This is a genomic window from Pseudomonas sp. NPDC089395 (assembly GCF_044749525.1).
GTDB lineage: Bacteria > Pseudomonadota > Gammaproteobacteria > Pseudomonadales > Pseudomonadaceae > Aquipseudomonas.
The window spans coordinates 14,036-39,733 of record NZ_JBIVID010000004.1; the positions used below are offsets into that span (position 1 = coordinate 14,036).

At 60.1% G+C, this 25,698-nt stretch carries 24 protein-coding genes, 2 tRNA genes and 3 pseudogenes; 19 read left to right on the forward strand and 10 right to left on the reverse strand.

What is annotated here, in order from left to right; all coding sequences use genetic code 11:
• Positions 1–83: 83 nt before the first annotated feature.
• From hisF to hisB, 5 genes are read right to left on the reverse strand one after another with little or no spacing between them, the layout of a single operon-like run.
• Entirely contained in the window at positions 84–854 is a 771-nt protein-coding gene (gene hisF / locus ACIPZG_RS10800; protein ID WP_400713347.1) for an imidazole glycerol phosphate synthase subunit HisF, read from the reverse strand.
• A 10-nt stretch (positions 855–864) separates the two neighbouring features.
• Positions 865–1,602 carry a 1-(5-phosphoribosyl)-5-[(5-phosphoribosylamino)methylideneamino]imidazole-4-carboxamide isomerase gene (gene hisA / locus ACIPZG_RS10805; protein ID WP_400713350.1) on the reverse strand — a complete coding sequence of 246 codons (738 nt, stop codon included), beginning with the start codon at positions 1,600–1,602 and terminating at the stop codon, positions 865–867.
• A 27-nt stretch (positions 1,603–1,629) separates the two neighbouring features.
• Positions 1,630–1,890: a DUF2164 domain-containing protein gene (locus ACIPZG_RS10810; RefSeq protein ID WP_008091494.1), complete on the reverse strand. Its 261-nt coding sequence runs from the start codon at positions 1,888–1,890 to the stop codon at positions 1,630–1,632.
• Entirely contained in the window at positions 1,891–2,529 is a 639-nt protein-coding gene (hisH, locus tag ACIPZG_RS10815) for an imidazole glycerol phosphate synthase subunit HisH (RefSeq protein WP_400638819.1), read from the reverse strand.
• On the reverse strand, positions 2,530–3,123 hold the full coding sequence (gene hisB / locus ACIPZG_RS10820) for an imidazoleglycerol-phosphate dehydratase HisB (RefSeq protein ID WP_008091492.1): 594 nt from the start codon (positions 3,121–3,123) through the stop codon (positions 2,530–2,532).
• A gap of 365 nt (positions 3,124–3,488) precedes the next feature.
• Here hisB and ACIPZG_RS10825 point away from each other — a divergent pair, with 365 nt between their 5' ends.
• The 6 genes from ACIPZG_RS10825 (at position 3,489) to ACIPZG_RS10850 (ending at position 8,952) form a co-directional block, all read left to right on the forward strand.
• Positions 3,489–5,720, forward strand: a complete 2,232-nt coding sequence (locus tag ACIPZG_RS10825) for an AsmA family protein (RefSeq protein ID WP_400713352.1) — start codon at positions 3,489–3,491, stop codon at positions 5,718–5,720.
• On the forward strand, positions 5,717–6,784 hold the full coding sequence (gene mutY / locus ACIPZG_RS10830) for an A/G-specific adenine glycosylase (RefSeq protein ID WP_400713355.1): 1,068 nt from the start codon (positions 5,717–5,719) through the stop codon (positions 6,782–6,784). The genes ACIPZG_RS10825 and mutY overlap by 4 nt, the downstream gene beginning before the upstream one ends.
• Positions 6,781–7,053, forward strand: a complete 273-nt coding sequence (locus ACIPZG_RS10835; RefSeq protein WP_400638816.1) for an oxidative damage protection protein — start codon at positions 6,781–6,783, stop codon at positions 7,051–7,053. The genes mutY and ACIPZG_RS10835 overlap by 4 nt, the downstream gene beginning before the upstream one ends.
• Before the next feature lie 90 nt (positions 7,054–7,143).
• A tRNA-Phe gene (locus ACIPZG_RS10840) sits at positions 7,144–7,219 on the forward strand.
• Between the two features lie 218 nt (positions 7,220–7,437).
• Entirely contained in the window at positions 7,438–8,427 is a 990-nt protein-coding gene (ppk2, locus tag ACIPZG_RS10845) for a polyphosphate kinase 2 (RefSeq protein WP_400713358.1), read from the forward strand.
• A gap of 81 nt (positions 8,428–8,508) precedes the next feature.
• The gene (locus tag ACIPZG_RS10850) at positions 8,509–8,952 is read left to right on the forward strand and encodes a hypothetical protein (protein ID WP_008091483.1); all 444 of its coding nucleotides are present in this window, start codon (positions 8,509–8,511) and stop codon (positions 8,950–8,952) included.
• A gap of 169 nt (positions 8,953–9,121) precedes the next feature.
• On the opposite strand, the gene gabP is transcribed toward ACIPZG_RS10850, so the two are convergent.
• Complete coding sequence (gabP, locus tag ACIPZG_RS10855) at positions 9,122–10,507, reverse strand: GABA permease (protein WP_400713361.1); 1,386 nt, start codon at positions 10,505–10,507, stop codon at positions 9,122–9,124.
• Positions 10,508–11,158: 651 nt separating this feature from the next.
• On the opposite strand from gabP, the gene ACIPZG_RS10860 reads away from it, so the two are divergent.
• The 5 genes from ACIPZG_RS10860 to ACIPZG_RS10880 all read left to right on the forward strand — a co-directional run bounded on the left by ACIPZG_RS10860 (position 11,159) and on the right by ACIPZG_RS10880 (position 15,468).
• Positions 11,159–11,932 (forward strand): ABC transporter ATP-binding protein, encoded by a 774-nt coding sequence (locus ACIPZG_RS10860; protein WP_400713364.1) that lies wholly within the window; start codon positions 11,159–11,161, stop codon positions 11,930–11,932.
• Between the two features lie 13 nt (positions 11,933–11,945).
• Positions 11,946–12,707: an ABC transporter substrate-binding protein gene (locus ACIPZG_RS10865; RefSeq protein ID WP_400713367.1), complete on the forward strand. Its 762-nt coding sequence runs from the start codon at positions 11,946–11,948 to the stop codon at positions 12,705–12,707.
• A 55-nt stretch (positions 12,708–12,762) separates the two neighbouring features.
• A complete protein-coding gene (locus ACIPZG_RS10870) occupies positions 12,763–13,455 on the forward strand; it encodes an ABC transporter permease (protein WP_400713369.1) in 693 nt (230 codons plus the stop codon).
• Positions 13,455–14,144, forward strand: a complete 690-nt coding sequence (locus ACIPZG_RS10875) for an ABC transporter permease (protein ID WP_400638812.1) — start codon at positions 13,455–13,457, stop codon at positions 14,142–14,144. The genes ACIPZG_RS10870 and ACIPZG_RS10875 overlap by 1 nt, the downstream gene beginning before the upstream one ends.
• Before the next feature lie 118 nt (positions 14,145–14,262).
• Positions 14,263–15,468 (forward strand): methyltransferase, encoded by a 1,206-nt coding sequence (locus ACIPZG_RS10880; RefSeq protein ID WP_400713372.1) that lies wholly within the window; start codon positions 14,263–14,265, stop codon positions 15,466–15,468.
• A 218-nt stretch (positions 15,469–15,686) separates the two neighbouring features.
• Here ACIPZG_RS10880 and ACIPZG_RS10885 read toward each other — a convergent pair whose 3' ends face one another.
• Together ACIPZG_RS10885 and ACIPZG_RS10890 are read right to left on the reverse strand one after the other, a co-directional pair.
• Positions 15,687–15,959, reverse strand: coding sequence for a DUF3077 domain-containing protein (locus ACIPZG_RS10885; protein WP_008091470.1), 273 nt, complete (start codon positions 15,957–15,959; stop codon positions 15,687–15,689).
• A 4-nt stretch (positions 15,960–15,963) separates the two neighbouring features.
• On the reverse strand, positions 15,964–16,233 hold the full coding sequence (locus tag ACIPZG_RS10890; protein WP_400713375.1) for a hypothetical protein: 270 nt from the start codon (positions 16,231–16,233) through the stop codon (positions 15,964–15,966).
• 521 nt (positions 16,234–16,754) lie between these two features.
• Between ACIPZG_RS10890 and ACIPZG_RS10895 the strand changes: the two genes are divergently transcribed.
• The 6 genes and pseudogenes from ACIPZG_RS10895 to ACIPZG_RS10920 all read left to right on the forward strand — a co-directional run bounded on the left by ACIPZG_RS10895 (position 16,755) and on the right by ACIPZG_RS10920 (position 21,430).
• Complete coding sequence (locus ACIPZG_RS10895; protein ID WP_400713378.1) at positions 16,755–17,006, forward strand: hypothetical protein; 252 nt, start codon at positions 16,755–16,757, stop codon at positions 17,004–17,006.
• Positions 17,007–17,104: 98 nt separating this feature from the next.
• Positions 17,105–17,180, forward strand: a tRNA-Thr gene (locus ACIPZG_RS10900).
• Positions 17,181–17,317: 137 nt separating this feature from the next.
• Positions 17,318–18,516, forward strand: a pseudogene (locus ACIPZG_RS10905) (tyrosine-type recombinase/integrase).
• Positions 18,517–19,448: 932 nt separating this feature from the next.
• Positions 19,449–20,428, forward strand: a pseudogene (locus ACIPZG_RS10910) (integrase domain-containing protein).
• The gene (locus ACIPZG_RS10915; protein WP_400713381.1) at positions 20,425–20,700 is read left to right on the forward strand and encodes a hypothetical protein; all 276 of its coding nucleotides are present in this window, start codon (positions 20,425–20,427) and stop codon (positions 20,698–20,700) included. The pseudogene ACIPZG_RS10910 and the gene ACIPZG_RS10915 overlap by 4 nt, the downstream one beginning before the upstream one ends.
• A 163-nt stretch (positions 20,701–20,863) precedes the next feature.
• Positions 20,864–21,430, forward strand: a complete 567-nt coding sequence (locus ACIPZG_RS10920) for a hypothetical protein (protein ID WP_400713384.1) — start codon at positions 20,864–20,866, stop codon at positions 21,428–21,430.
• Between the two features lie 64 nt (positions 21,431–21,494).
• On the opposite strand, the gene ACIPZG_RS10925 is transcribed toward ACIPZG_RS10920, so the two are convergent.
• On the reverse strand, positions 21,495–22,646 hold the full coding sequence (locus ACIPZG_RS10925) for a reverse transcriptase family protein (protein ID WP_400713387.1): 1,152 nt from the start codon (positions 22,644–22,646) through the stop codon (positions 21,495–21,497).
• A gap of 194 nt (positions 22,647–22,840) precedes the next feature.
• Entirely contained in the window at positions 22,841–24,094 is a 1,254-nt protein-coding gene (locus ACIPZG_RS10930; protein ID WP_400713390.1) for a hypothetical protein, read from the reverse strand.
• 726 nt (positions 24,095–24,820) lie between these two features.
• On the opposite strand from ACIPZG_RS10930, the gene ACIPZG_RS10935 reads away from it, so the two are divergent.
• Together ACIPZG_RS10935 and ACIPZG_RS10940 are read left to right on the forward strand one after the other, a co-directional pair.
• Positions 24,821–25,036: a DUF3079 domain-containing protein gene (locus ACIPZG_RS10935; protein ID WP_400713393.1), complete on the forward strand. Its 216-nt coding sequence runs from the start codon at positions 24,821–24,823 to the stop codon at positions 25,034–25,036.
• 147 nt (positions 25,037–25,183) lie between these two features.
• Positions 25,184–25,504 (forward strand): annotated as a pseudogene (locus ACIPZG_RS10940) (winged helix-turn-helix domain-containing protein); the annotation flags it as partial.
• Positions 25,505–25,698: the final 194 nt, after the last annotated feature.

Consider the following 25,698-nt stretch of genomic DNA (forward strand, 5'->3'; position numbering starts at 1 on the left):
AGGCCGCTCCTACAGGAGAATGCGTTCCTCTGTAGGAGCGGCCTTGTGTCGCGAAAGGAGGGCAAAGCCCTCCCAGCAATCTCTCAGCGAACGACGATCCCGCGCGAAGCCATATAGGCCTTGGCTTCCGGAACGGTGAATTCACCAAAGTGGAAGATACTCGCCGCCAGCACCGCACTGGCATGCCCTTCCAGAATCCCGTCCGCCAGGTGCTGCAGGTTACCCACCCCCCCCGAAGCAATCACCGGAATCCCCAACGCATCGCTGATGGCCCGGGTAACCCCGAGGTCGAAGCCGTTCTTCATGCCGTCCTGGTCCATGCTGGTCAGCAGGATCTCACCGGCACCCAGGCCTTCCATCTTCTTCGCCCACTCCACCGCATCCAGCCCGGTCGGCTTGCGCCCGCCGTGGGTGAAGATCTCCCAGCGCGGGGTTTCACCCGGCCCGGACACCTTCTTGGCATCGATGGCAACCACGATGCACTGCGAACCGAAACGGTCCGCCGCCTCACCCACGAACTCCGGGTTGAACACCGCGGCCGTGTTGATCGAGACCTTGTCGGCACCGGCATTGAGCAGGTTGCGGATGTCCTGCACGGTGCGCACGCCACCGCCCACGGTCAGCGGGATGAACACCTGGCTGGCCATGCGCTCGACGGTATGCAGCGTGGTGTCGCGGCCATCGACGCTCGCCGTGATGTCGAGGAACGTGATTTCGTCGGCACCTTGCTCGTTGTAGCGACGGGCGATTTCCACCGGGTCGCCGGCATCACGGATGTTCTCGAACTTGACGCCCTTGACCACACGGCCGTTGTCCACGTCCAGGCAAGGGATGATGCGCTTGGCCAGTGCCATGGTTCAGTCCTCAGCCTTGGTAGTTGTCGCAGAAGGCCTGGGCCTCGGCGACATCGAGGGTGCCTTCGTAGATGGCACGGCCGGTGATGGCGCCGATGATGCCCGGGGCCTTGGCGTCCAGCAGGGCCTTGATGTCGCCCAGGTTGTGGATGCCACCGGAAGCGATCACAGGAATGCGGGTAGCTTCGGCCAGTGCCTGGGTGAATGGCACGTTGCAGCCTTGCATCATCCCGTCCTTGGCGATGTCGGTGTAGACGATCGCCGAGACGCCATCGGCCTCGAAACGCTTGGCCAGGTCGATGACCTGCACCGAGCTCACTTCAGCCCAGCCGTCGGTGGCGACGAAACCGTCCTTGGCGTCGAGGCCGACGATGACCTTGCCCGGGAATGCCTTGCAGGCTTCGGCAACGAACTCAGGCTGCTTGACCGCCTTGGTGCCGATGATCACGTAGCTGACGCCAGCCTTGACGTAGTGTTCGATGGTTTCCAGCGAACGGATGCCGCCGCCGATCTGGATCGGCAGGTTCGGGTAGCGCTTGGCGATGGCAGTGACTACCTCACCGTTGACCGGCTGGCCTTCGAAGGCGCCGTTGAGGTCGACCAGGTGCAGGCGGCGGCAGCCACCCTCGACCCACTTGGCGGCCATGCTCACCGGGTCGTCGGAAAATACCGTGGAGTCTTCCATGCGGCCCTGGCGCAGGCGCACGCAGGCACCGTCCTTCAGATCGATAGCGGGGATAATCAGCATCTTGGGAACCTGTCTATTTGTTGGGTTTCAGGGCTTCTCGAGTGCCCACAGGTCGCTTTCGATGCTCTCGAACCGCTCCTTGAGGTGCAGCTGAACATCGGCAATCGCCCTGTTGTAGTAATGAGGTGCAATCTCTTTGCTGAACACGTCGAGGACCTCGGCCACTTCGAACGACCCCAGCTGCAACTCGAAACGGTCTTCGAGAAAACGCTTGAGGGTATCGAGCGCCTCGCGCTCCTGTTCGGGGGCCAGGGTGATGACCGGGGCCTTGGTCTTCGACCTGCTCATTTACCAGCGACCGTCCCAGGCGACGAAGTTCTGCAGCAGCTGCAGGCCATGGGTATGGCTCTTCTCCGGGTGGAACTGCACGGCAAAGCGCGAACCTTCGGCCAGCGCAGCGGCGAAGTCGACGCCGTAGTGGCCGCGACCGACCACCTGGCCCGGCTTGCCGGCATTGATGTAGTAGCTGTGCACGAAGTAGAAGCGCGCACGCTCCGGGATGTCGTGCCACAGCGGGTGGTCGATGGTCTGGCTGACCTCGTTCCAACCCATGTGCGGCACTTTCAGGTGCTCGCCGTCTTCTTGCAGGCCCTTGCCGAAGAAGCGCACCTGGCCTGGGAACAGGCCGATGCAGTCGACGCCATCGTTCTCTTCGCTGTGGTCGAGCAAGGCTTGCATGCCCACGCAGATACCGAGGAACGGACGGTCCTGGCTGACTTCGCGGACCAGGCTGTCAAAGCCCAGGCGACGGATCTCGGCCATGCAGTCGCGAATCGCGCCGACGCCTGGGAACACCACGCGGTCAGCCTCGCGAATGACCGCGGCGTCGCTGGTGACCAGCACCTTGCCGGCGCCGACGTGCTCCAGCGCCTTGGCCACCGAGTGCAGGTTGCCCATGCCATAGTCGATTACGGCTACCGTCTGCATTTACAGGCATCCCTTGGTGGATGGCATCTGCCCGGCCATCCGCTCGTCCAGGGTCACGGCCATGCGCAGGGCGCGGCCGAAGGCCTTGAACACGGTTTCGATCTGGTGGTGGGTGTTGTGGCCACGCAGGTTGTCGATGTGCAGGGACACCAGGGCGTGGTTGACGAAGCCCTGGAAGAACTCCTGGAACAGGTCGACATCGAAGCCACCGACCGTGGCGCGGGTGAAGGGCACGTGCATCTGCAGGCCCGGACGACCGGAAAAGTCGATGACCACGCGCGACAGGGCTTCATCCAGCGGCACGTAGGCGTGGCCGTAGCGGAAGATGCCTTTCTTGTCGCCAATGGCCTGGGCGAATGCCTGGCCCAGGGTAATACCGACGTCTTCGACGGTATGGTGATCGTCGATATGCAGGTCACCCTTGCATTCGATATCCAGATCGATCAGCCCATGGCGGGCGATCTGGTCGAGCATGTGTTCAAGGAAAGGCACGCCGATATCGAATCGAGCCTTGCCACTGCCATCGAGGTTGATCGAGCACTTGACCTGGGTTTCCAGGGTATTGCGCTCGACGGAAGCCTTACGTTCGACCATCACCAGCTCCGCAAAATCATTGGGCGAAAAGGGCTCCATTATAGGCCCAGAACGCTCAAGCTTGGAACGCGGATGACATATGGCAATTCAAGGGGCTGCTTTGCAGCCCATCGCCGGCAAGCCGGCCCCCAAAAATTGACCACACTGTTCTCAAGGGCAATCGACATACCAGTGGGAGCCGGCTTGCCGGCGATAGGGCCATAACGGCTAGCGCGGAACTGTCAAAAATAAGGCTGTCGAAACCAGCACTACCTGATCCATTAGTAGGAAATGCCCTGTATCTCTTGTCGGATTCTCAGGGCCCACCCCGGCGGCGCTATACTCAGCCGCTTGAAATTCAAAAAACGGACTACAAGGACTCGCCCATGAAAGCGTTCGGCAAAATCCTGGGACTGGGGCTTCTCGGGTTGCTGCTGATCATCGTGGCACTGGGCTTTGCCCTGACCCACCTCTTCGATCCCAACGACTACAAAGACGAGATCCGCCAGTTGGCGCGCGACAAGGCCCATGTCGAGCTGACCCTCAACGGCGACATCGGCTGGAGCCTGTTCCCCTGGCTGGGCCTGGAACTGCATGAGGCCAGCATCGCCACCTTGAACAAACCCACCGAGCCGTTCGCCGACCTGCAGATGCTCGGCCTGTCGGTACGCGTGCTGCCCTTGCTGCGCCGCGAAATACAGATGAGCGACGTGCGCGTCGAGGGCCTGAACCTGACCCTGACCCGCGACGAGCAGGGCCATGGCAACTGGCAAGACATCGGCAAACCGCTGCCGCCACAGGGTGGTGCCACCGCCAACGCTCCTGCACCCGCCGAGCAACCCGCCGCGCCGTCGGACGGCGGCACCGAACGCACACTCAAGCTCGACATCGACAGCCTGACCGTGAACAACGCCCGGGTGCAGTACACCGATGCCCAGAGCGGCAAGAGCTACAGCGCCGAAAGCATCCAGCTGAGCACAGGCCCCGTGCATGAAGGCGCGAACATCGCGCTCAAGGCCAGCGCCTTCCTCGGTGCCAGCCAACCGAGCCTCAAGGCCCGTACCGAACTGGCCGGCGAGTTGCGCTTCGACCGCAAGCTCAAGCGCTACAACTTCGAAGACATGCGCCTGTCGGGCGAGACCTCGGGCGAGCCAACCGGCGGCAAGACCGTAACCTTCGCCGCCCAGGGCCAGCTGCTGGTCGACATGGCGGCCAACGTTGCATCGTGGAACGGCCTGAAGATCTCGGCCAACCAACTGCGCGCACTCGGCGAACTGAACCTGCGCGACCTGGACAAGGAGCCGCAGCTCAGCGGTGGCCTGTCGATCGCCCAGTTCAACCTGCGCACCTTCCTCGACAGCATCGGCCACCCGCTGCCCGCCACCAACGACCCGGCCGCCTTCGCCAAGCTGGAGCTGGTGACCCGCCTGCAGGGCACGCCGAACAGCCTGACCCTGGCCGACCTGGCGGTAAAACTGGACGACAGCACCTTCACCGGCCGCGTGGCCGTGGAAGACTTCGCCAAACAGGCCCTGCGCCTGCAGCTCAAAGGCGACAAGTTCGACGCCGACCGCTACCTGCTGGCCAAGAGCGAAGAGGCCAAGGGTGCAGCGGCCGCGCGCCAGAGCGAAGTGCAGCAGCAAGAGGCCAGCGCCGTGGCCAGCCCAGGCAACTCGCCGCTGCCAAACGCCCCGACCCAGGTGGCCTGGAGCAATGACAAGCTGCTGCCGGTGGACCGCCTGCGGGTGCTCGACCTGCAAGCCGACCTGTCCTTCGGCTCGCTGACCCTCGACAAGCTGCCGATCAGCGACGCCCAGCTGCAGGCCACCGCCCAAGGGGGCCTGGTAACCCTGCAAAGCCTGCGCGGCGGCCTCTACAACGGCAGCTTCGACGCCAAGGGCAGTGTCGACGTGCGCCCAGCGGTGCCGCAGGTTGGCGTGAACACCAAGATCACCCGCGTGCCGGTTGAGCACTTCATCAAAAGCGAAGGCAAGGAGCAGACCCCGCCGGTCAAAGGCCTGCTGACCCTGACCAGCGATCTGACCGCGACGGGTAACAGCCAGAAGGCACTGGTCGATACCCTCAACGGCAAGGCAAACTTCACCATCAATGATGGCGTGCTGGTCAACGCCAACCTGGAGCAGCAGCTGTGCCAGGCCATCGCCACCCTCAACCGCAAGACCCTCAGCGGTGAACCGCGCGGCAAGGACACACCGTTCGAAGAGCTGCGCGGCAGCCTGGTGGTGCGCAACGGCGTGGCCAGCAACCCCGACCTCAAGGCACGTATCCCCGGCCTGACCGTCAATGGCCAGGGCGACCTCGACCTGCGCGTGCTGGGCATGGACTACAACGTCGGCGTGCTCGTCGAGGGTGACCAGCGCGCCATGCCTGACCCGGCTTGCCAGGTCAACGAACGCTATGTGGGCGTCGAACTGCCACTGCGCTGCCGTGGCCCGCTGGAGCTTGGCGCCAAAGCCTGCCGCCTGGATCAGGACGGCCTGGGCAAGGTCGCGGCGAAGCTGGCCGGCAACCGCCTGCAAGACAAGATCGATGAAAAACTCGGAGACAAAGTGAGTCCAGAACTGAAAGAAACGCTCAAGGGGCTGTTCAAACGATGAACCCTGAGCAGTTCTCCAGCGCCGTGCTGGCCTGGTACGACCAGCACGGCCGCCACGACCTGCCCTGGCAGCAGGGCATCACCCCGTATCGGGTGTGGGTGTCGGAAATCATGCTGCAGCAGACCCAGGTCAGCACCGTGCTCAATTACTTCGACCGCTTCATGCAGGCCCTGCCGACCGTCCAGGCGCTGGCCGAGGCGCCGGAGGATGAAGTGCTGCACCTGTGGACCGGCCTGGGTTACTACACCCGTGCGCGCAACCTGCAGAAGGCCGCGAAAATGGTCGTCGAGCAATATGGCGGCGAATTCCCGCGCAGTGTCGAGCAGCTCACCGAGCTGCCCGGCATCGGTCGCTCCACTGCCGGGGCCATCGCCAGCATCAGCATGGGCATCCGCGCGCCGATCCTCGACGGCAACGTCAAGCGCGTACTGGCCCGCTACACCGCCCAGGCCGGCTACCCCGGCGAGCCCAAGGTGGCCAACCAGCTGTGGGCCACGGCCGAACGCTTTACCCCGCAGCAGCGCGCCAACCACTACACCCAGGCGATGATGGACATGGGCGCCACGCTGTGCACCCGCAGCAAGCCCAGCTGCCTGATCTGCCCGCTGCAGCGTGGTTGCGAAGCGCACCTGCACGGTGAAGAAACCCGCTACCCCGAGCCCAAGCCACGCAAGGCGCTGCCACAACGGCGCACGCTGATGCCGCTGCTGGCCAACCAAGAAGGCGCGATCCTGCTGTACCGCCGTCCTTCCAGCGGCCTGTGGGGCGGGCTGTGGAGCCTGCCCGAACTGGATGACATCGAACAGCTCGACGACCTCGCCTACCAGCACGGCCTGCGCCTGGCCGACAGCCGCGCGCTGGACGGCCTGACCCACACCTTCAGCCATTTCCAGCTGACCATCGAGTCATGGCTGGTGCGGGTCGACCCGGTCGGCACGCACGTGGCCGAGGCCGACTGGCTCTGGTATAACCTCGCCACCCCGCCGCGCCTGGGCCTCGCCGCCCCGGTCAAGAAGCTGCTCAAACGCGCGGCCGACGAACTGATTTCAGGAGACGCCCGATGACCCGCACCGTGATGTGCCGCAAGTACAAAGAAGAATTGCCAGGCCTGGAGCGCGCCCCTTTCCCCGGCGCCAAGGGCCAGGACATCTACGATCACATCTCGCAGCAAGCCTGGGCCGACTGGCAGAAGCACCAGACCATGCTGATCAACGAAAAGCGCCTGAACATGATGAACGCCGAGGACCGCAAGTTCCTCCAGGGCGAGATGGAGAAGTTTTTCGCCGGCGAAGAATACGCCCAGGCGGAAGGCTACGTTCCACCGGCCGAATGACCCCAGAAATCGTAAGCGACGGAATTAATTTAAAATTTTTTCAAAAAGTCGTTGACGAGCGGTCTGGAAATCTATTTAATTCACCTCGTCGCCCAGATAGCTCAGTCGGTAGAGCAGAGGATTGAAAATCCTCGTGTCGGCGGTTCGACTCCGTCTCTGGGCACCACCTTCAAGCTTCTGGTGGTTGCAAAGTTACCCGAAGCGACAACAAGAAACCCGCCTAGTGCGGGTTTTTTGTTGTCTGTCATTTTTCAGCTGCACGCGCCCTGTTCGTCCACTGACGCACGCAACACCGCTACGCGTCATTGACCAGTATCAACAAGCCACTATTCGCTCGACTCCACAATTGCAGGCGGACACTCGAACCACCTCGCAAGGACCTCCATGAGCGAAGAATCCCCCCTCCTTCTCCCCGCCCCCGACTCATCCTCGACCAGCGCCTCACCCACGCCACGTGCTCGCCGCCCCCGCCAGCGCAAGCCTGAAGCCAGCATCATCCAGGTCAGCCAGCAACCTGCCGCACTCGAAGTCGCCAGCGCGCCCAGAGGCAGCCGCGAGGACAGCACCCGGGCTCGCTTGCCGGCCTGCTACCCGTACCCTACCCGCATGTGCCGCCAGGAATACGACAAGGCCAAGCATGCGCTGCAGATCGAGCTGCTCAAGGTACAAAGCTGGGTCAAGGAAACCGGCCAGCGTGTGGTCATCATGTTCGAGGGGCGGGATGCCGCAGGCAAGGGCGGTACCATCAAGCGCTTCATGGAGCACTTGAATCCGCGTGGCGCGCGGGTCGTGGCGCTGGAGAAGCCTTCCGACCAGGAGCGAGGCCAATGGTACTTCCAGCGCTATATCCAGCACCTGCCCACGGCGGGTGAAATGGTCTTCTTCGACCGCTCCTGGTACAACCGCGCCGGGGTCGAGAAGGTGATGGAGTTCTGCACGCCGCTGCAGTACCTGGAGTTCATGCGCCAGGCGCCAGACTTGGAACGCATGCTGTGCAACAGCGGCATCCTGATGTTCAAGTATTGGTTCTCGGTGACCCGCGAAGAACAACTGCGCCGCTTCATCTCGCGCCGCGACGACCCGCTCAAGCACTGGAAGCTTTCGCCCATCGACATCAAGTCGTTGGATAAATGGCAGGACTACACCGCAGCCAAGGAAGCCATGTTCTTCCATACCGATACCGCAGCTGCGCCGTGGACGGTGGTCAAGTCGGATGACAAGAAGCGGGCACGGATCAACTGCATCCGGCATTTTCTGCATTCACTGGACTATCCGGGCAAGGACCACAGCGTGGCGCATGCGCCGGATGGGTTGCTGGTTGGGCGGGCGTCGCATGGGTTCGAGGAGGATGAAACGCCTGCGCCTGGCCGTTGAAATGCCGGGGCCGCACTTGGGTTTTGCAGGCAACTGCGCTTCAATACGCGCACTTTTCAGACACACCCAAGGACTCGCCCCATGGCCACCAGCACCAAGCAGCAGAAACGCGCCAAACGCGCCGCCAGCAAGGCCAAGCAGAACCGTATGGTCCGTAGCGGCCAGGCGGTCAAAGCCAGCGCCGGCGACAGCGCCAGCATCGAACAAGTCTTCAACAAGGCCATGGAGTCGGACAGCTACAAGGAGCTGTTCGAGAAGATGAAAGCGGCGCAGGAGACCAGCCTGGTCGCGATGATTTCGGTGTTCCTGGTCGACCCGCTGCTGGCACTGGTGCTCAAGGGGCACAAGGAAGAGCACGCCACCGACTACATCGTGCTGGTGTTCAACGCCTACCGCACGTGGCTGGATGGCGCTGACGAAGACACCACCATGGCCTGGCTGGAGAGCGACGAGTTCCAGGAGGCCTATATCGCAGCCTCGGAGCTGGTGGCCAAGCAGCAGCAACAGCAGAAGCAGTTTGGCTGAGGCCTCACGGGCCCTATCGCCGGCAAGCCGGCTCCCACAGGGATTTGCCCTGGCCTGAAGCGGGTGGGGTACCTGTGGGAGCCGGCTTGCCGGCGATAGGGCCGGTTCAGACAAACAAAAAGGCCGCGCCCTTCACAGGACGCGGCCTTTTCATTGCAGCCAGCGCGGATCAGTTATCCAGCGCCACCCGCCCAGCAGCTTCACGCTTGCGATGCACCAGCAAGCCCGCCGCCACCACACCAATGCTCAGCAGCGCCGTCGCGATGATCTCGGCACGGTGATCTTCCCGCAGCGCCATCACCACCAGAATGGCAACGATGAAGGCGATGGTTGCCCAGGTCAGCCCCGGGAACAGCCACATCTTGAAGTCGATCTTCTCGCCACGGGCCTCACGCTGGCTGCGCATGCGCAGCTGCGAAACGGCAATGACCAGGTACACCAACAGCGCGATCGCGCCGGAGCTGGCCAGCAGGAACTCGAACACCTGGGCCGGCGCCACATAGTTGGCGAACACGCAGAGGAACGCCGCCGCGGTCGACAGCAGTACCGCCACATGCGGGGTAGCCGCCTTGGTGGTGCGCTGGGCGATCGCCGGGGCATCACCACGCTTGCTCAGCGAGAACAGCATGCGCGACGAGGTGTACAGCGCCGAGTTCAGGCAGCTGGTCACAGCAATCAGCACGACGATGTCGACGATCAGCTTGGCGTTCGGCACGCCGATACGGCTCAGCACGGTCTGGTAGGAACCGGTCTCGGCCAGCGCCGGGTCGTTCCATGGCACCAGGGCCACGACCAGGAAGATCGACACCAGGTAGAACAGGCAGATACGCCAGATCACCGAGTTGGTGGCGCGGCTGATCTGCTTGCCCGGGTCTTTCGATTCGGCGGCAGCGATGGTGACGATCTCGGTACCCATGAACGAGAACATGGTGGTCAGCATGGCTGCCAGCACAGCGCCCAGGCCGTTAGGCATGAAGCCTTGGGTGTCGAACAGGTGGCTGGCACCGCTGACCTGGCTGCTCGGCACAAAGCCGAACATGGCAGCGCAGCCGACCACGATGAAGCCGATGATTGCCAGCACCTTGAGCAGGGCGAACCAGAACTCGAATTCACCGTAGTTCTTCACGCTGCACAGGTTGGTCGCCGTCAGCGCCAAGGTAATCAGCAGGGAGAAGGCCCACAGGTCGACCGCCGGGAACCAGGCATGCAGGATCGCTGCAGCCGCGTTGGCTTCCAACGGGATGACCAATACCCAGAACCACCAGTACAGCCAGCCAATGGTGAAACCGGCCCAGCGGCCAATGGAGCGGTCGGCATACGTAGAGAACGAACCGGTATCCGGCGAAGCGATCGCCATCTCACCGAGCATGCGCATCACCAGCACCACCAGGGTGCCCGCGGCAGCATAGGCCAGCAGCACGGCAGGGCCGGCGGCGGCAATGGCGTGGCCGGAACCAACGAACAGACCGGCACCGATGACGCCAGCAATAGACAGCATGGTTACATGCCGTTGTTTGAGCCCCTGAGCGAGGTCATTGGAATTGTTACCGCTCATGAAAACTACCTTTGTAAGGAGTGGACCACCCGACTGAATACGAAGCGCGCCTGGGGTTGATCTAGGCGTCGCTGCAATCGGCGGATTCCATAGGGCAATAAGCGGGCCATGTGCTGAATGCATTCGTCAGATAAATCTGGCGAGCCGTAAAGGGTGCGGCTTGCAGGCCATTCGGCCAAGTCCTGACCGAAAGGTCGCCAAATGCACAGATAAATGCAGGATTACGGAAATACCCACTTACAAACGCACCAAAGGTGCCCCTCGGTAACACCTTTGCACTATTGCAAAGCAGAAAAAGTGCAACCTTTGGTACAACCCTCGACCGCGCGGCCCCCGTCGCGGCTGAAGCCGCTCCTACAACCGCCAGCGTTGCCTGTAGGAGCGGCTTTAGCCGCGACAGGGTCAAAACCGCTTCCCAGTCTTGCCCAAAGCTGGCACCATCGCGCCTTTTTTCATCAAGGCTCTGGGGCTGGGCGAGACCTTCGCGGACATCGGCGCGACGTTGCGCTGCAGCGATGCGACAAACTGCCCCGGCATTGCCCCGAGCCCCCTGCGACCCTGTTGGCCGCCCTGATGCCGCTATGCTAGCTTGGCGCACGCCAGGAAGGCCGCCAACAGCTGGGAACGCACCCGAACACATGAGGACCGCACATGGCCCAGGCCACGCCCGCGCTGGAAATCCGCAATCTGCACAAACGCTACGGCGAGCAGGAAATTCTCAAGGGCATTTCGCTGACCGCACGTGACGGTGACGTGATCTCCATCCTGGGATCGTCCGGCTCCGGCAAGTCCACCTTGCTGCGCTGCATCAACCTGCTGGAAAACCCGCACCAGGGCGAAATCCTCGTGGCTGGCGAAGCCCTCAAGCTCAAGGCCGCCAGAAACGGCGACCTGATCGCTGCCGACAACCGCCAGATCAACCGCCTGCGCAGCGAAATCGGCTTCGTCTTCCAGAATTTCAACCTGTGGCCGCACATGTCGATCCTCGACAACATCATCGAGGCCCCACGCCGCGTGCTCGGCCAGAGCAAGGCCGAAGCCATCGAAGCCGCCGAGGCGTTGCTGAACAAGGTCGGCATCTACGACAAACGCCACAGCTACCCCGCCCAGCTTTCCGGTGGCCAGCAGCAGCGTGCTGCCATCGCCCGCACCTTGGCCATGCGGCCTAAAGTCATCCTGTTCGACGAGCCGACCTCGGCGCTCGATCCGGAAATGGTCCAGGAAGTGCTAAACGTTATCCGCGCACTGGCCGAAGAAGGCCGTACCATGCTGCTGGTGACGCACGAGATGAACTTTGCCCGCCAGGTGTCCAGTGAAGTGGTCTTCCTGCACCAGGGCCTGGTTGAAGAGCAGGGATCGCCGCAGCAGGTCTTCGAGAACCCGACCTCGGCGCGTTGCAAGCAATTCATGTCCAGCCACCGCTAACGGAGCAACACGAATGCAGACCTACAAGAAATTCCTCCTGGCAGCTGCCGCCACGCTGGTGATGTCGGCCAATGCCATGGCCGCAGAGAAACTGCGCATGGGTATCGAAGCCGCCTACCCACCGTTCAACAACAAGGATGCCAGCGGCCAGGTCGTCGGCTTCGACAAGGACATCGGTGACGCCCTGTGCGCCAAGATGAAGGTCGAATGCGAAGTCGTCACCTCTGACTGGGACGGCATCATCCCGGCCCTGAACGCGAAGAAATTCGACTTCCTGATCTCCTCGCTGTCGATCACCGAGGAGCGCAAGCAGGCCGTTGATTTCACCGATCCGTACTACTCGAACAAGCAGCAGTTCATCGCGCCGAAGAACGTCGACTTCAAAACCGACGATAAATCCCTCGAGGGCAAGACCATCGGCACCCAGCGCGCCACCCAGGCTGCGACCTGGCTGGACGATCACGGCGGCATGGACGGCAAATTCAAGGTCAACCTGTACGACGGCCAGGAAAACGCCTACCTGGACCTGACCTCCGGCCGCCTCGACGCCATCCTCGCTGACAAATACGCCAACTACGACTGGCTGAAATCCGAGGCCGGCAAGAACTACGAGTTCAAAGGTGAGCCGGTCAACGACAGCGACAAGGTCGGCATCGCCGTTCGCAAGGGCGACGATGAGCTGCGCAACAAGCTCAATGCCGCTCTGAAGGAAATTGTCGCCGACGGCACCTACAAGAAGATCAACGACAAGTACTTCCCGTTCAGCATCTATTGATTCGCCCCGACCGGTACGCCCTTGCGGCGTGCCGGTCCCTAGAACGACCCTGCCCATGAATATCGACCTGCACGGATTCGGTCCGGCCCTGGCGGCTGGCACCTTGATGACCGTAAAACTGGCGCTCTGCGCCTTGCTGCTGGGGCTGGTCCTGGGCCTGCTCGGCGCCTTGGCCAAGACTTCCTCGATCAAGCCACTGCAATGGCTTGGCGGCTTCTACTCGACCCTGGTTCGCGGCGTGCCCGAACTGCTGTGGGTACTGCTTATCTATTTCGGCACCGTCGGGCTGATGAACAGCATCGGCGCAGCCCTCAACATGCCTGGCCTGGAACTCAGTGCCTTCGCCGCCGGCGTGATTGCCCTTGGCTTGTGCTTTGGCGCCTATGCCACCGAAGTATTCCGTGGCGCCATCCTGGCGATCCCTAAAGGCCACCGTGAGGCCGGCCTGGCGCTGGGCCTGTCGAAGGCGCGCATCCTGTCGCGGATCATCCTGCCGCAGATGTGGCGCATCGCCCTGCCCGGCCTTGGCAACCTGTTCATGATCCTGATGAAGGACACCGCGCTGGTCTCGGTGATCGGCCTGGAAGAAATCATGCGCCACGCGCAAATCGGCGTGACCGTGACCAAGGAGCCGTTCACCTTCTATATGGTCGCCGCCTGCATTTACCTGAGCCTGACCATCGTTGCCATGACCGGCATGCACTTCATGGAAAAACGCGCCGCTCGCGGCTTTGCGAGGGCCGAATAATGAATTGGGAAGTGATCATCAAGTGGCTGCCACGCCTGGCCCAGGGTGCCACCCTGACCCTGGAGCTGGTAGCCATCGCGGTTGTCGCCGGGTTGATCCTGGCCATCCCGCTGGGCATCGCCCGCTCGTCACGGCACTGGTACGTGCGCGCCCTGCCCTACGGCTACATCTTCTTCTTCCGCGGCACGCCGCTGCTGGTGCAGCTGTTTCTGGTCTACTACGGCCTGGCGCAGTTCGACCTGGTGCGTTCGAGCAGCCTGTGGCCGTACCTGCGCGATCCGTTCTGGTGCACCGTGCTGACCATGACCCTGCACACCGCCGCCTACATCGCCGAGATCCTGCGCGGTGCGTTGCAGGCCATCCCCAAGGGTGAGATCGAGGCCGCCCGGGCGCTGGGCATGTCGCGTGGCAAGACGCTGTTCTACATCATGCTGCCGCGCGCGGCGCGCATCGGCTTGCCGGCCTACAGCAACGAAGTGATCCTGATGCTCAAGGCCAGCGCCCTGGCCAGTACCGTGACCCTGCTGGAACTGACCGGCATGGCGCGGACCATCATTGCCCGGACCTACCTGCCGGTGGAGATCTTCTTTGCCGCGGGGGTGTTCTACCTGGTGATCTCGTTCGTGCTGGTGCAAGGCTTCAAGCTGCTGGAGCGCTGGTTGCGCGTGGATGCCTCCCAGGGCCGTTGAGACCGCACTGACTTCATCGCGGATAAATCCGCTCCTACCACAGGCCCACGCGGTTCTTGTAGGAGCGGATTGATCCGCGATGAGGCCCCAAAATCCACCCCCTACCCCACTTCCTCCCATGCACTCTTTTCTCTACAGCCACCACCTAACTGATCGCTTCCAGGCCCTCGACCAGTTTCTGAGCGACCACCAGCAGCTGTGGAAACCCCGCCCGTTCACCGCCCTGCGCCTTGACTGGGAAACCGAATACCCCGAACTCGCCGCTTACCTGCGCCAATGCCCCCTGGCCGACGCCGAGGCAGCCATCGATCCACAAGCGCTCCCGGCCCCCTTCCCGCAACTGGCCCAGCAAGCCCAACATCTATCTGCCGTGGGCGACCTGCCCGACATCGGCCTGCCGCCTGCCGGGCACCGCCTCGACGTCAACGTCCCCGGCCGCAAATGGCAGCAGATCGAAGCCTTCAGCCGTCGCCTGAGCTTTGGCCAGCAAACCCACCACTGGCTGGACTGGTGCTCGGGCAAAGGCCACCTCGGCCGCCGCCTGCTGCAGCCCGGCCAGCAATTGACCTGCCTGGAATACGACGCCGAACTGGTCAGCGCCGGCCAGGCCCTGAGCGACCATCACCACCTGCCGGCCACCCACGTGCACCAGGACGTCTTAGCCGCCGACAGCGCCCGCCACCTGGGCCGCGACAAGAGCGTGGTGGCCCTGCACGCCTGCGGCGACCTGCACGTACACCTGCTGCGCACCGCCAGCCAGCAAGGCTGCCGCCATCTGGCCGTGGCCCCGTGCTGCTATAACCGCATCCAGAGCGATCACTACCAGCCGTTATCCACAGCCGCGCAGCGCTCACCCCTGCAGCTCTCGCTGCTCGACCTTGGCCTGCCACTGAGCGAAACCGTCACCGCCGGCGAGCGGGTTCGCCACCAGCGCGACTGCTCGATGGCCCGACGCCTGGGCTTCGACTTGCTGCAGCGTCAACAGCGCCAGAGCGATGAGTACCTGCCCACCCCTTCCTTGCCCACTGCCTGGCTGCACAAGCCCTTCGAGCAGTACTGCCGCGACCTGGCCGAGCTGCGCGGGCTTGAACTGACCTCTACCCCAGACTGGGCAACTCTCGAAGCGGCAGGCTGGCAGCGCCTGGCCGAAGTGCGCAACCTCGAACGGTTGCGCAACCTGTTTCGCCGGCCGTTGGAACTGTGGCTGGTGCTGGATCGCGCCCTGTTCCTCGAAGAACACGGCTACACCGTTCGCGTTGGCACGTTTTGCGACTATCCACTGACCCCACGCAACCTGCTTCTGCTTGCCGAACGCGACCGTTAGCCGCAGCACAACCTGTGGATAAGTCTGTGAACAAGCTTTTGATGACTGCATCAAGCCGAGCGCTATTTAAAGCCGCTCGGTTATTCCCTCAGGTGCTTCAAGCCCAGTAAAAACAGGCGTTTGCGCAAAGACCAGCGGTGGCGTCATCCGGCATGCCTTTCGCGCAAGCAGGTCATGCCTCTTGTGCATAAGCTTTTCTTGTGCGTAGACGCGGGGCCTCAATGCAGGCGGTTCTTGGCCATCTCGATATCGTTCATCAAGGCCTTGGCCAACGCACTGAGATAGTCGGCTGCTCCCAGCAACTTGTGGTCATCTTCCATATCGCCTTCGCGGACCAGGTGCTTGATGTAGCCCAGGAGGATTGAAACCTGCTCGTAGGCATCGTCCAAGGGAATGCCGGGTTGTACGCGCAGCAGGTCGATGGGTGGGTTGCCGACCTCAAGGAAGGTTTCAACGCCCGCCGTCAGGAGGGCTGTGGGTTTGTCGTTCATGGTTTTACTCCCCTTCCTTGTCAGCATTTATTCGCGCTAGCGCATGCTCGGCCAGTACCCGTGCCGAATCGGTCGCGTGCGCAGCGTTGCCGAGGATGTTCAGACCGGGTTCGCCGGCGTGGAGGTGACAGTACTGGTCGAGGGTGTCTGCGACACCGCCTAGCAGCTCGCAGGCGTATATCAGGGCGTCGGGCGGAGTGATGTCGCTGTGGATGGAAAAGAACGGGGAGTTGAGGATTTTTTGGCGGGGTGGATCTGGGACGATCTTCTTCATGCTGGCAATTCCTACATTCAAAGAGGAGATGCCGCTCCTGTTCTTTCTCACGGAACAGAGGTGGCAACCGTACACGGGGTGAGAAACCGAGTGAATGTAGGAAGCTCGGCCAGACCGGAGTCTGCCCGTGCACGGTCGCCATAACGCTGCGAAACATTCACGTCGGGTTCTCACACCCGGTCACCAGGAATTGGCGACCCCGGAACCGTATCCCTGGGCCACTCCCCCGCCAACAGTGAAACTTCGCTAGCGTGCGTAGGATAATTCGCTTTGTGATTTTTCCTGAAGCATTTGGTTTCAGGTTCAGAATCCGCTTACAAGCTGATGGCCCTTTCGCGGGCTTGTCCCGCGAAAGGGCCGGAATAATCATCCCAAAACAAAAGCCTTGCACCCCCGCCCACATCACCGGTGTATCATCCGCAACCCAAATCATCAGAAAGCTACGTCGCACGCTGCCCCCCAGCCTCGCGACCGTCTGGCGTTGCGCCAGAACCGACAATGGCCCACCGGACTAACCCATCGTGACCCAAGCCAAACCCCTGATCCTCCTGGCCTGCACCCTGGCCCTGGGCGCCTGCACCAGCGGCACCCCCAAGCCCCACGGCAGCAACCTGGACTGGAACACCCCCGGCATGCAGTTGGGCGGCGACAACGGCCTGCCCCTGCGCGCCGTCGAAAGCCCTTGCCGCAAGCGCGGCTGCGACAACGACAAGCTGTTTTTCAACCCCGCCAAGACCGAGCCGAACGTCAATACCATCCACCGCGGCTGGTAGGAAAATTCCCCTTTCAGACCGGTGACTTAGATCATTTACGCACAATCGAAAGGAAGTGGTTTACAGGCGCCAACCGATCGCTATAATGACGCCCCATTGCCGGTATAGCTCAGATGGTAGAGCAACTGACTTGTAATCAGTAGGTCCCGGGTTCGATTCCTGGTGCCGGCACCATTCAAGGTTCCATAGAAAGCTTTCAAAATCTCTGGAACCCCCGAAAAACCCGCCTTATGGCGGGTTTTTTCGTTTTGGCGTTCCGTCGGATTCCGAGGGTAGCCAGTGCTAATAAGGGTAGTGGTGAGACTACCTTTATGGCCCGCACCACTGCCCCGCTTACAGATACCACCTGCCGCACGGCAAAGCCCAGAGAGCGCGAGTAGAAGCTCTTCGACGGCGATGGTCTTTACCTGCTTGTGCAACCCAACGGCCGCAAAGGCTGGCGGCTCAGGCACGTGAAACCAGATGGCCGCTAAGGCCTGACCGCCCTCGGCAGCTATCCGGTGGTCGGGCTGGGCGACGCACGCCGCAAGCGCTTCGAGATCAAGCAGCAGCTCGCCAACGGCATAGATCCCATCCAGTACAAGCAACAAACCACGTCTTCCCTCTTCTCGGTGCCAGGGCAATCGTTGAGCTCGACACTCACGACCTTATGCAGCCACTGGAAGCCGTGACGAAGCGCGGCACCATCGACGTGGCGCTCAGGATCAAGAACTACCTGCAAAGCATCATGCGTGAAGCCAAACGGCTGCGACTGATCACGGCGAACCCGGCTCACGACCTCAATGGCTCGATCAAGACACCACGGGTAACTCACCGACCCGCACTACCCCTATCACGACTCCCGGAGCTACTGGCTTGCATTGAGGACTACAGAGGTCGCCCGCTCACACGCCTTACAGTGATGCTGTCGTTGCATGTATTCGTACGCTCCAGTGAACTGCGCTTCGCCCGCTGGAACGAGTTCGACCTAAAGCGCGGAATCTGGGAAATCCCCGACACCCGCCCGGCGCTGGACGGTGTGCCCTTTTCCACAAGGGGTACAAAGATGGCCGGGGATATCCACGTTGTACCCTTATCGCCGCAGGCAGTGGCATTGCTGGAGCAGATCCACGCGATCACCGGCAAATTCGACTTGGTTTTCTCAGGCGATGCCAAACCGTGGAAACCGATGTCCGAGAACACGGTGAATGCCGCGCTCAGGACGATGGGCTACGACACCAAGGTGGATATCTGCGGCCACGGGTTCCGCGCAATGGCGTGCAGTGCGCTGGTCGAGTCTGGCCTATGGTCGGAGACAGCTATCGAACGGCAGATGAGCCACAAGGAACGCAACAACGTGCGGGCCGCCTATACCCACAAGGCCGAGTTCCTCGAAGAGCGCCGGATGATCATGACCTGGTGGAGCCGGTTTCTGGAGGCAAACCGCGAAGACCATGTGACGCCGCATGAGTTTGCCAAGCAGACGGGCGCGAACGTCACGCGTCTTCGCAGTGCCAAGAGGACCGAGTAACCCCCGCCGCACCAACACCTCAACTCGCTGTGAAGTTACCCACAGCACCGCATGAAGCTCCTCCGCGCGGGTCCTTTCAAACGGGGCTGCAAAGCCGCCCCGTTTGAAAGGACCATATCTAAGAAAAAAACTGCTGGCATAGCTTACGTCTGTGGAAAACCACTGATGTCCACCGGGGGATAGTTTTATCCACAGGCGCTAAATCGCTGATATCACGCCACTTGACGAATATTGTCCACAGGCGTAGACCGGGAGTCGCAAGCGCTGTCGATGACAGCACCCCAGGTGACCCGAACCTTCAAGGTCACGCCGCTCCCGCGGTGGTTCTCCCCAAGGGCGATTAGCATCCGGCAGCTCGCCCGGTCACTACCCACGTGATGGATGCTCTTACACATATAGCGCTCGTGCGCCAGATACACCGTACCTCGCTGCCCTGCAGCAACCTATCCGCTTGGCCATTTCGCGTGCGCCAACCTGTGCCCGTCTCTTTCACTGGAAAGAGACGGGCACTCCTGACACTGCTGCAGCCCTCATCGCATTTGGCTTTGCGGCAACTTCACTCGTGACAATCGGCGTGACAAACGCCGATGTCATCAGCAACAGCGCTGTAGATGATGGTGCCGCAGACCAAGGAATGGACTGCACCTGACTGACAGTCAGGCATGCCCCGGTCATCACATCGCTGCCTTCACCCGACTCAGGATCTCCAGGCGCTGGTTTCGTCAGCCAGTACTGCCTCCACCCGCCCACCGGTAACGGTGTTCAGGAGGCCAGGTCATGAGATGCCCTTGCTCCCGGTCGTAAGGAGCCGCCAGTCCCGCGTTAGAGGACATCCCCACAGGTCGCAGGGGCCTTGATCCCTGATAACACTCAGCATTCTTGGCGGGATGACGTGGGGCGAGGATCGGAGAACGGTAGATGAGGTGATCAACATGGCATTGGTAGGTAGACGCGATGGCCGCAATTTCGGTTACGGCAGGCAACTGAGCTACGCAGGGCCGCAGGCGTTGAAAGACATGTTCGGCGGCGGCCACTACGGCACGGTCAAGGCACACAGTGATCGGTGGCAGGCATTCGTGAAGTGGTGCCGCTCCGAACAGGGGCCCGGTATCAATGATGCGCGGCAGATTGATCGGAAGGTTTTGGCCGATTACGCGGCGTATCTGCGCGACGCGATAGGGCGCGGTGACCTCGCCATCAGTACCGCACAAAACCGGCTATCCAGCGTTAACAGGACTATGGCGGCGCTTCGCGGTGATCAAAATGTGAAATTGCCAAGTCCGAGCAAGGCGTTGGGTACGCAGCGCACCGGGGCTCGCCAGTCTGTGCCACAGGGCCAGGACCGCAAGCAGGTTATACAGATCGTCGAGGCACTTTGCCGCCAACATCAGCTACGCGCCGCCGCGATTGTTCTGTTAGCGCGAGCACCGGCATGCGCTTGCGTGAGGCCATTTTGGCTGACCTGCCACGGCTAAGCCGTGAGGCTTGCGATCTAGCCAGGATTAACATTCAAGATGGCACCAAGGGCGGCCGCGCCGGCGCCTCGGCACCACGTTGGATTTCGATGGGTGAACATGCTCGGGGCGCGCTTAGATTTGCACAGCGGGTGTCGCCTGCGGGCAGCCGCAACCTGATTGCGCCACACGAAAGCTACTTTCACGTTCTCCAGGACATTGTCCGCCCGGCAAGGGACATCCTACATGCACACAACCTTAAAGGCTTCCATGAGCTACGAGCGGCGTACGCATGTGAGCGCTACGAGCAGATCACCCAACACCCCGCGCCAATCAGTGGCGGCCAATGTTGTCAGGTAGATAGACACCTAGATCGTGAGGCCAGAATGCAAATCAGCTATGAGCTGGGGCACGGTCGGATCGACGTGGTCGCGGCCTACATTGGAGGGCGCGCATGAGTAAACCATTCGATATGGAGCTGTTCTTGGCTGGGGTGCTGACGGGGTCGTACGCCACCCGGCAGCGCCATTTACGCCAAGCAAAGCTCATCCAATCTGAGATACTTGAACGCTGGCAGTTGGAAACACCTTGGGCTTGGCAGAGGAAACATGTTGCTTGGCTTCTTGTGTATCGCTTGGGAAAAAGAAGTGAGGCTACGCGGTATTACTATGTGCTTACTGCACGGCTGCTCGCTAGGCGTCTAGGAAGGTCATGGGTTCTAAGCCTTTGAGTGAGAGCTGATTCTCACAGTCGCGCCCGACGGCAATCGAGCGCCAGCAGAAAAATGCTAATCACGGTCCCAACAAAATAGAAATAAACCTGTCCGCTTCAAGGCTCCCCAGCTACGCTATACACCACCCTCTAACCAAAATTTTTCACCATCGGAGTAAGCTTTGAAGAACAAAGATGTCGAATACATTTGTAAGAGCATGCTCCACATTGACTGGTCGCCCGTGCTTGACCCAAAAGCGCTCGAAATACTGGCTAGGTGTGATTCGAAGCTGGAGCAAATGTTTATTCTTGGTGCATGCAACTTCATTCGTCTGCGCTGCCCAAGCACCCCAAACGTGAGTACGTCGACTGCTCGGTTTGGATCGCGCACATATGAAGGTATCTGGGTCTGGGAACCTTGGTTCGCATGGGATCTTGATGAGCTTCCACAAGATAAGCGTGGCGGGCCTTCGGCACTGCTTTTTGTTCCGCAGTTTAAGTCCCCAGAAAAAGACATCACGCATGACTTGGCGCTATTTTATGGCGACGATAACGGAAAACCAAATTGGGAATTGGAACACATTGTAGAAATAGACGGATACGGCGTTCATAAAGACAGAAGAGAGACAGACAAATTCAGAGACACTGATCTTTCATATAAAGTTCACCGACTATACGAAGAAACAGACAAACCACACGACTGGTTCAGAAAAATAGTTCATTTAGATGCCAATTTAAAAAACGGCTAACCCGCCAACCCAACGGGCACGCTTTGCGTGCCTCGCCGCACCAAACTTCGTCGCAGAAAAATAACTACGGCCATTTTATAGACTGGAAGCGACTGCGATAAATCGCTGCCCATTCGGGCTCAATTTGCGCTGCGAAAGCGAGCAAGCCCTCCAAGTGGTGACGCAGACCAGTAACGGAAGTGAATCCGCGCGTAGCGGAGTGTTTTATGACACCGATATCCTCGCGTGAGAGATAGTAGATGTGCTGCCGTAATAATGCCTTGAACTGCCTTGTTAACCGCGGCTCGGCCTCCTCTACACTAAGACCTAGCACAATCTTGCGTGCAGACGGTGGGACGATAGTTGTTTTAGCCGTATTGGGACTCAAGCTTTGACAAGCAAGTAGCTTGTAAACCGTTTGAATCAACTTCTGAGCACGATCTCTCCCGAACTTGGCATCGTCTGAGGAGAAGGTCATGTCATCGGCGTATCTTGTGTACCGGACATCGAATTTCTCAGCGATCGCAGATAGACGTTCGTCGAGTTGTCGACATACTAGATTTGCCAGCATCGGACTAGTGGGCGCCCCTTGGGGCAAGTGCCCCTGCTGCGCTTGGGCATATTGAGCGATGACGTACGGAGATGGCTGCTTGACCTTAGTTTTTAAGAGAGCCTTTTCGTACGTTCCTTTATCTACTACTCGAGTGCAAAGCCGCGCCATTTCAAATGAAATTAGCGACTCAAAGCCACAGCTTCGAATTGCGAGGTAGATTGAAGCTTCACTGATTGACTCAAAGAAGTCGCGAATATCCAGTTTTACTAGCCATTTTGCCGAACAATGCGGCTCCGCAGCTTGGTAGAGACTATTGCCTTTGGAAAATGCAACACTGCAGACATGAGCTGGCACATGAGCCAAGATATTTTGTGCAATCCAGCGTTGAACCTGCATGAGTCCTGGCGATGGTACGCATATAGTTCTATAGCGAGGGTCACCATCCTGTGTGCTACGTTTTTTGACACGAAACTCCGTATAGGCATCTGTACGCCGGGCGACCGTCTGCCGGATAAAACCGTAATCAACTCCACTCAATACTGCGAGGTGTTTGAGCGTAAAGACCGGCTGGACATACCGGTTGAGCGCGGTGATACGCTTGCCCACCGCAATACAATGCTCTAAAACCTCGGGATCTATTCCTGAGGCCCGCTTGCGAAAGAGTTGAGGGTTCCAGCGTTCCATCTACCTTTGATACCCGAAGGGTAAGTCATCTCCCGCTGTGAAGGCGAGACCTCGAGCCGCCCCGCAGGGTCACTGCGGGAGACGGCTAACCTCATGCGGAAGCTCTAACGCGAAGCCACAGCAGTCTGCGCCCCGTCGTGACGACACCGTCGCCATCCGAATCAGCGCCTTTCGACGCTGAGATCACTAGAAAGTCATGCTGGGACCCTCAACGCAGAAGGATAGTACATCTTTACACCACTAACGGGCAGAGCAACTCGACGCTTTTTTTTCGCAGCTCGCAAGTACGCCTGCCCTTGGTCTGTCAGCCGATACCTCTTATCCAACCAATCCTTGTCCCTCGCCTTGCGCAGAACGGCTTCCGTTTCCAGAAATGTCAGCCCGGTTCGGCGCGCCACTACTTCTATCGTTCTTGGGGGATGAGACAAGGCTGCAAGCACCAGATACGTCTCGAGCGTACCTCTGGCGGCCCGACTCCAATCAAATCCCTCGGACAACCGTTTGTGACGCATATTTACTAAGCGCTGCTGAATTTCCTGATGATCCAATTCGTTATGAAACTCGGATCGCGTCGCAGCAGTGACGCGCCGTGCAAAAAGAGGCATCCATGAGGCGCTGGATTTGTGGAGGATGCGCGGGCAGTTGTTTGGGGCTCCATGGGCGAATGCAATCAGTGCCCCTGTGTTCTGATAACCCAAGAAGTCTGGAGCGCCAGCGTGCGGGCTGTATTGAGCACAGATTCGTTTGATTACAGCAGCTTGTTCTCGGTCGAATGCGGTATCTATAGTAGGGCACTCGGTAACGAGGCAAACACGAGGTGATAGCCGATGAGAAAGGACTCTTGATTTTCCTGAAGTGGTCGCGGCGTAAGCTACGACATCAAAGGTCAATCCGTTTGAATGACGACCGGACCACCAACTTTTGAAAGAGAATACGCGCCAGGCTGCATCTAAATAACGCTCAGCACGCTCGCCGCTGCCAATGAGATCTGTGACCAAGATCAAGCTTTTTATAGGCTTTTTCTTTGATCGCAAGGCATCGGGACCAGGGTGGCTAACAAATTTATCAGGCAGTTCGCGACAAAGTTCGGATATCAGTTGGGCCACGATTCCTTCGCTCCCAACATCGCCTGGCTGGTCTGCAGCTGGCTGGATAGGGTCAGGACCAGGCCCGAATGCTCGCCGAGGTCTAACCTCAGACTGCTCGAACAACGGGGTTGGAGGACGCCTCTTAGGTGGCACCTCGCGCTCCACATAAAGACCCACGCGCCCGCAGACTCGCTCAGATGCCTGCAGCAATCTTGTACGGATGGATTCTGCGAAATGGTCGCGGGTCACCAGTCGCATCGCTTGCAGCATTTTAACCATATCGCCTTGTGCAGCAGGGTCGAACTGGCTGAGCCACGCCTGTGTAGGGGCGGAAGCTATAAATCGCTTGTTGCTTGCCACACCGTTCTCCTGTGCTGCTTGCCTGTGTTGGACCGAGCGCCTGCGAGGTGAAGATACACGCACAGCCTATGACGACTTCATCCATAAGGGAAGCGCGCAAGCCCCTTATTGTATGATCTATGCACCCCCACATCCTTACTAGTTTCCGCACTATTTCCGTCAAACATAGAAATGCACCTCACGAGTCAAAGTCACACACCACAACATTAACTAGCCGATTAACAACAGACAACAGCCACCAAAAAAATGATTTACGCAGGGCGCATTGGCAGTGGAACTATCATACGAGCGCGAGAGACGACAATAAATCGGCGCACTTTCCATAAATATGACTCTTCAGCGCCTACAACCGTTGAGGGAGTATCTAAGGATAGTTTTAGAGATAGAATTCAGATAAATTTAAAACAAATACTTTATAATTCATACATTTATGAAGATTTTCGACTCCTGGTGCCGCACCATACGCAGTACCAAAAAAGGCTCACCGAAAGGTGGGCCTTTTTTTGTTGTGTGATCAGCTGGCAATCCTCCTCCCAATCACAAGACGGCAACACCGGACTCAATGACCCAGTGAATGCCAGCGCGCAGCCTGCGCCAGGTCGGCTACGCCTCAGACTCTTCGAAGAAGGGATCCGCAGGGTAGTTGCAGCAACGCTTGATTTCGATCAAGCCTGGCGGGGGTAGCGGGCATAGTCTGGTGATGACGATGACTGCTGGAGGCCTGCCATGGCGAAGAAATTCCCCCACAACCCCAGCCACCCCGAGCGCATCTGCTGGGGTTGCGACCTCTACTGCCCGGCCAAAGCGCTGGCTTGCGGCAATGGCGCGGACCGAACCATGCACCCGGTGGAATTGTTTGGAGAGAACTGGGACAGCCTAGGTGAGCATCTGCAGGCTGAAACGGTTGGGACGGCTACCAAAACCCCGAACACTCATTTGTGAATACTTCGTATTTGCAGATGATTTTTTGTTACGATAGCCGGCATACCCTCCACGACCTCCCTGCCGGTGTTTTACCCGATGAGCACGACCTTGTCGGTCGTTGTCGATGACGACCACATTAAACCCCAATGCCCGGATGCTCCTGCCGAAGTACAGCGCTTCGCCGGCTTCAAGCTGGAGCAGACCACACGCCAACTCACCCGTCCCGACGGCGTATCGCTGACCCTGCCCCGCTCCGACTACCAAGTGCTGTGCGAACTGCTGGTGGCCAGCAACCGTGTGGTATCACGCGATCGATTGACGCGCAGCGCGTTTGGCCGCGAACACCTCCCCGACGACCGTTCGGTGGACATGTGCATCAGCCGGCTGCGCCAGCAGTTGCGCCGTGCACCCGGCGCTAACGTGCAGATACTCACCCTGCGCAACGAAGGCTACCTGCTGAGCATCGCCCGCACCGAGGCCGGATAGGGCTGCTTTGCAGCCCAATCGCCGGCAAGCCGGCTCCCACAGGGACAGCGCAAGTCTTGAAGCCTGTGGTGTACCTGTGGGAGCCGGCTTGCCGGCGATGAGGCCAGCAGCAACCCCGCAACCGTAATAGTGTTTTACCGATTCGCCTGGTTTTCCAACCGCCCAGTTTGCCTATCCTTGACCCGGTCATCCTG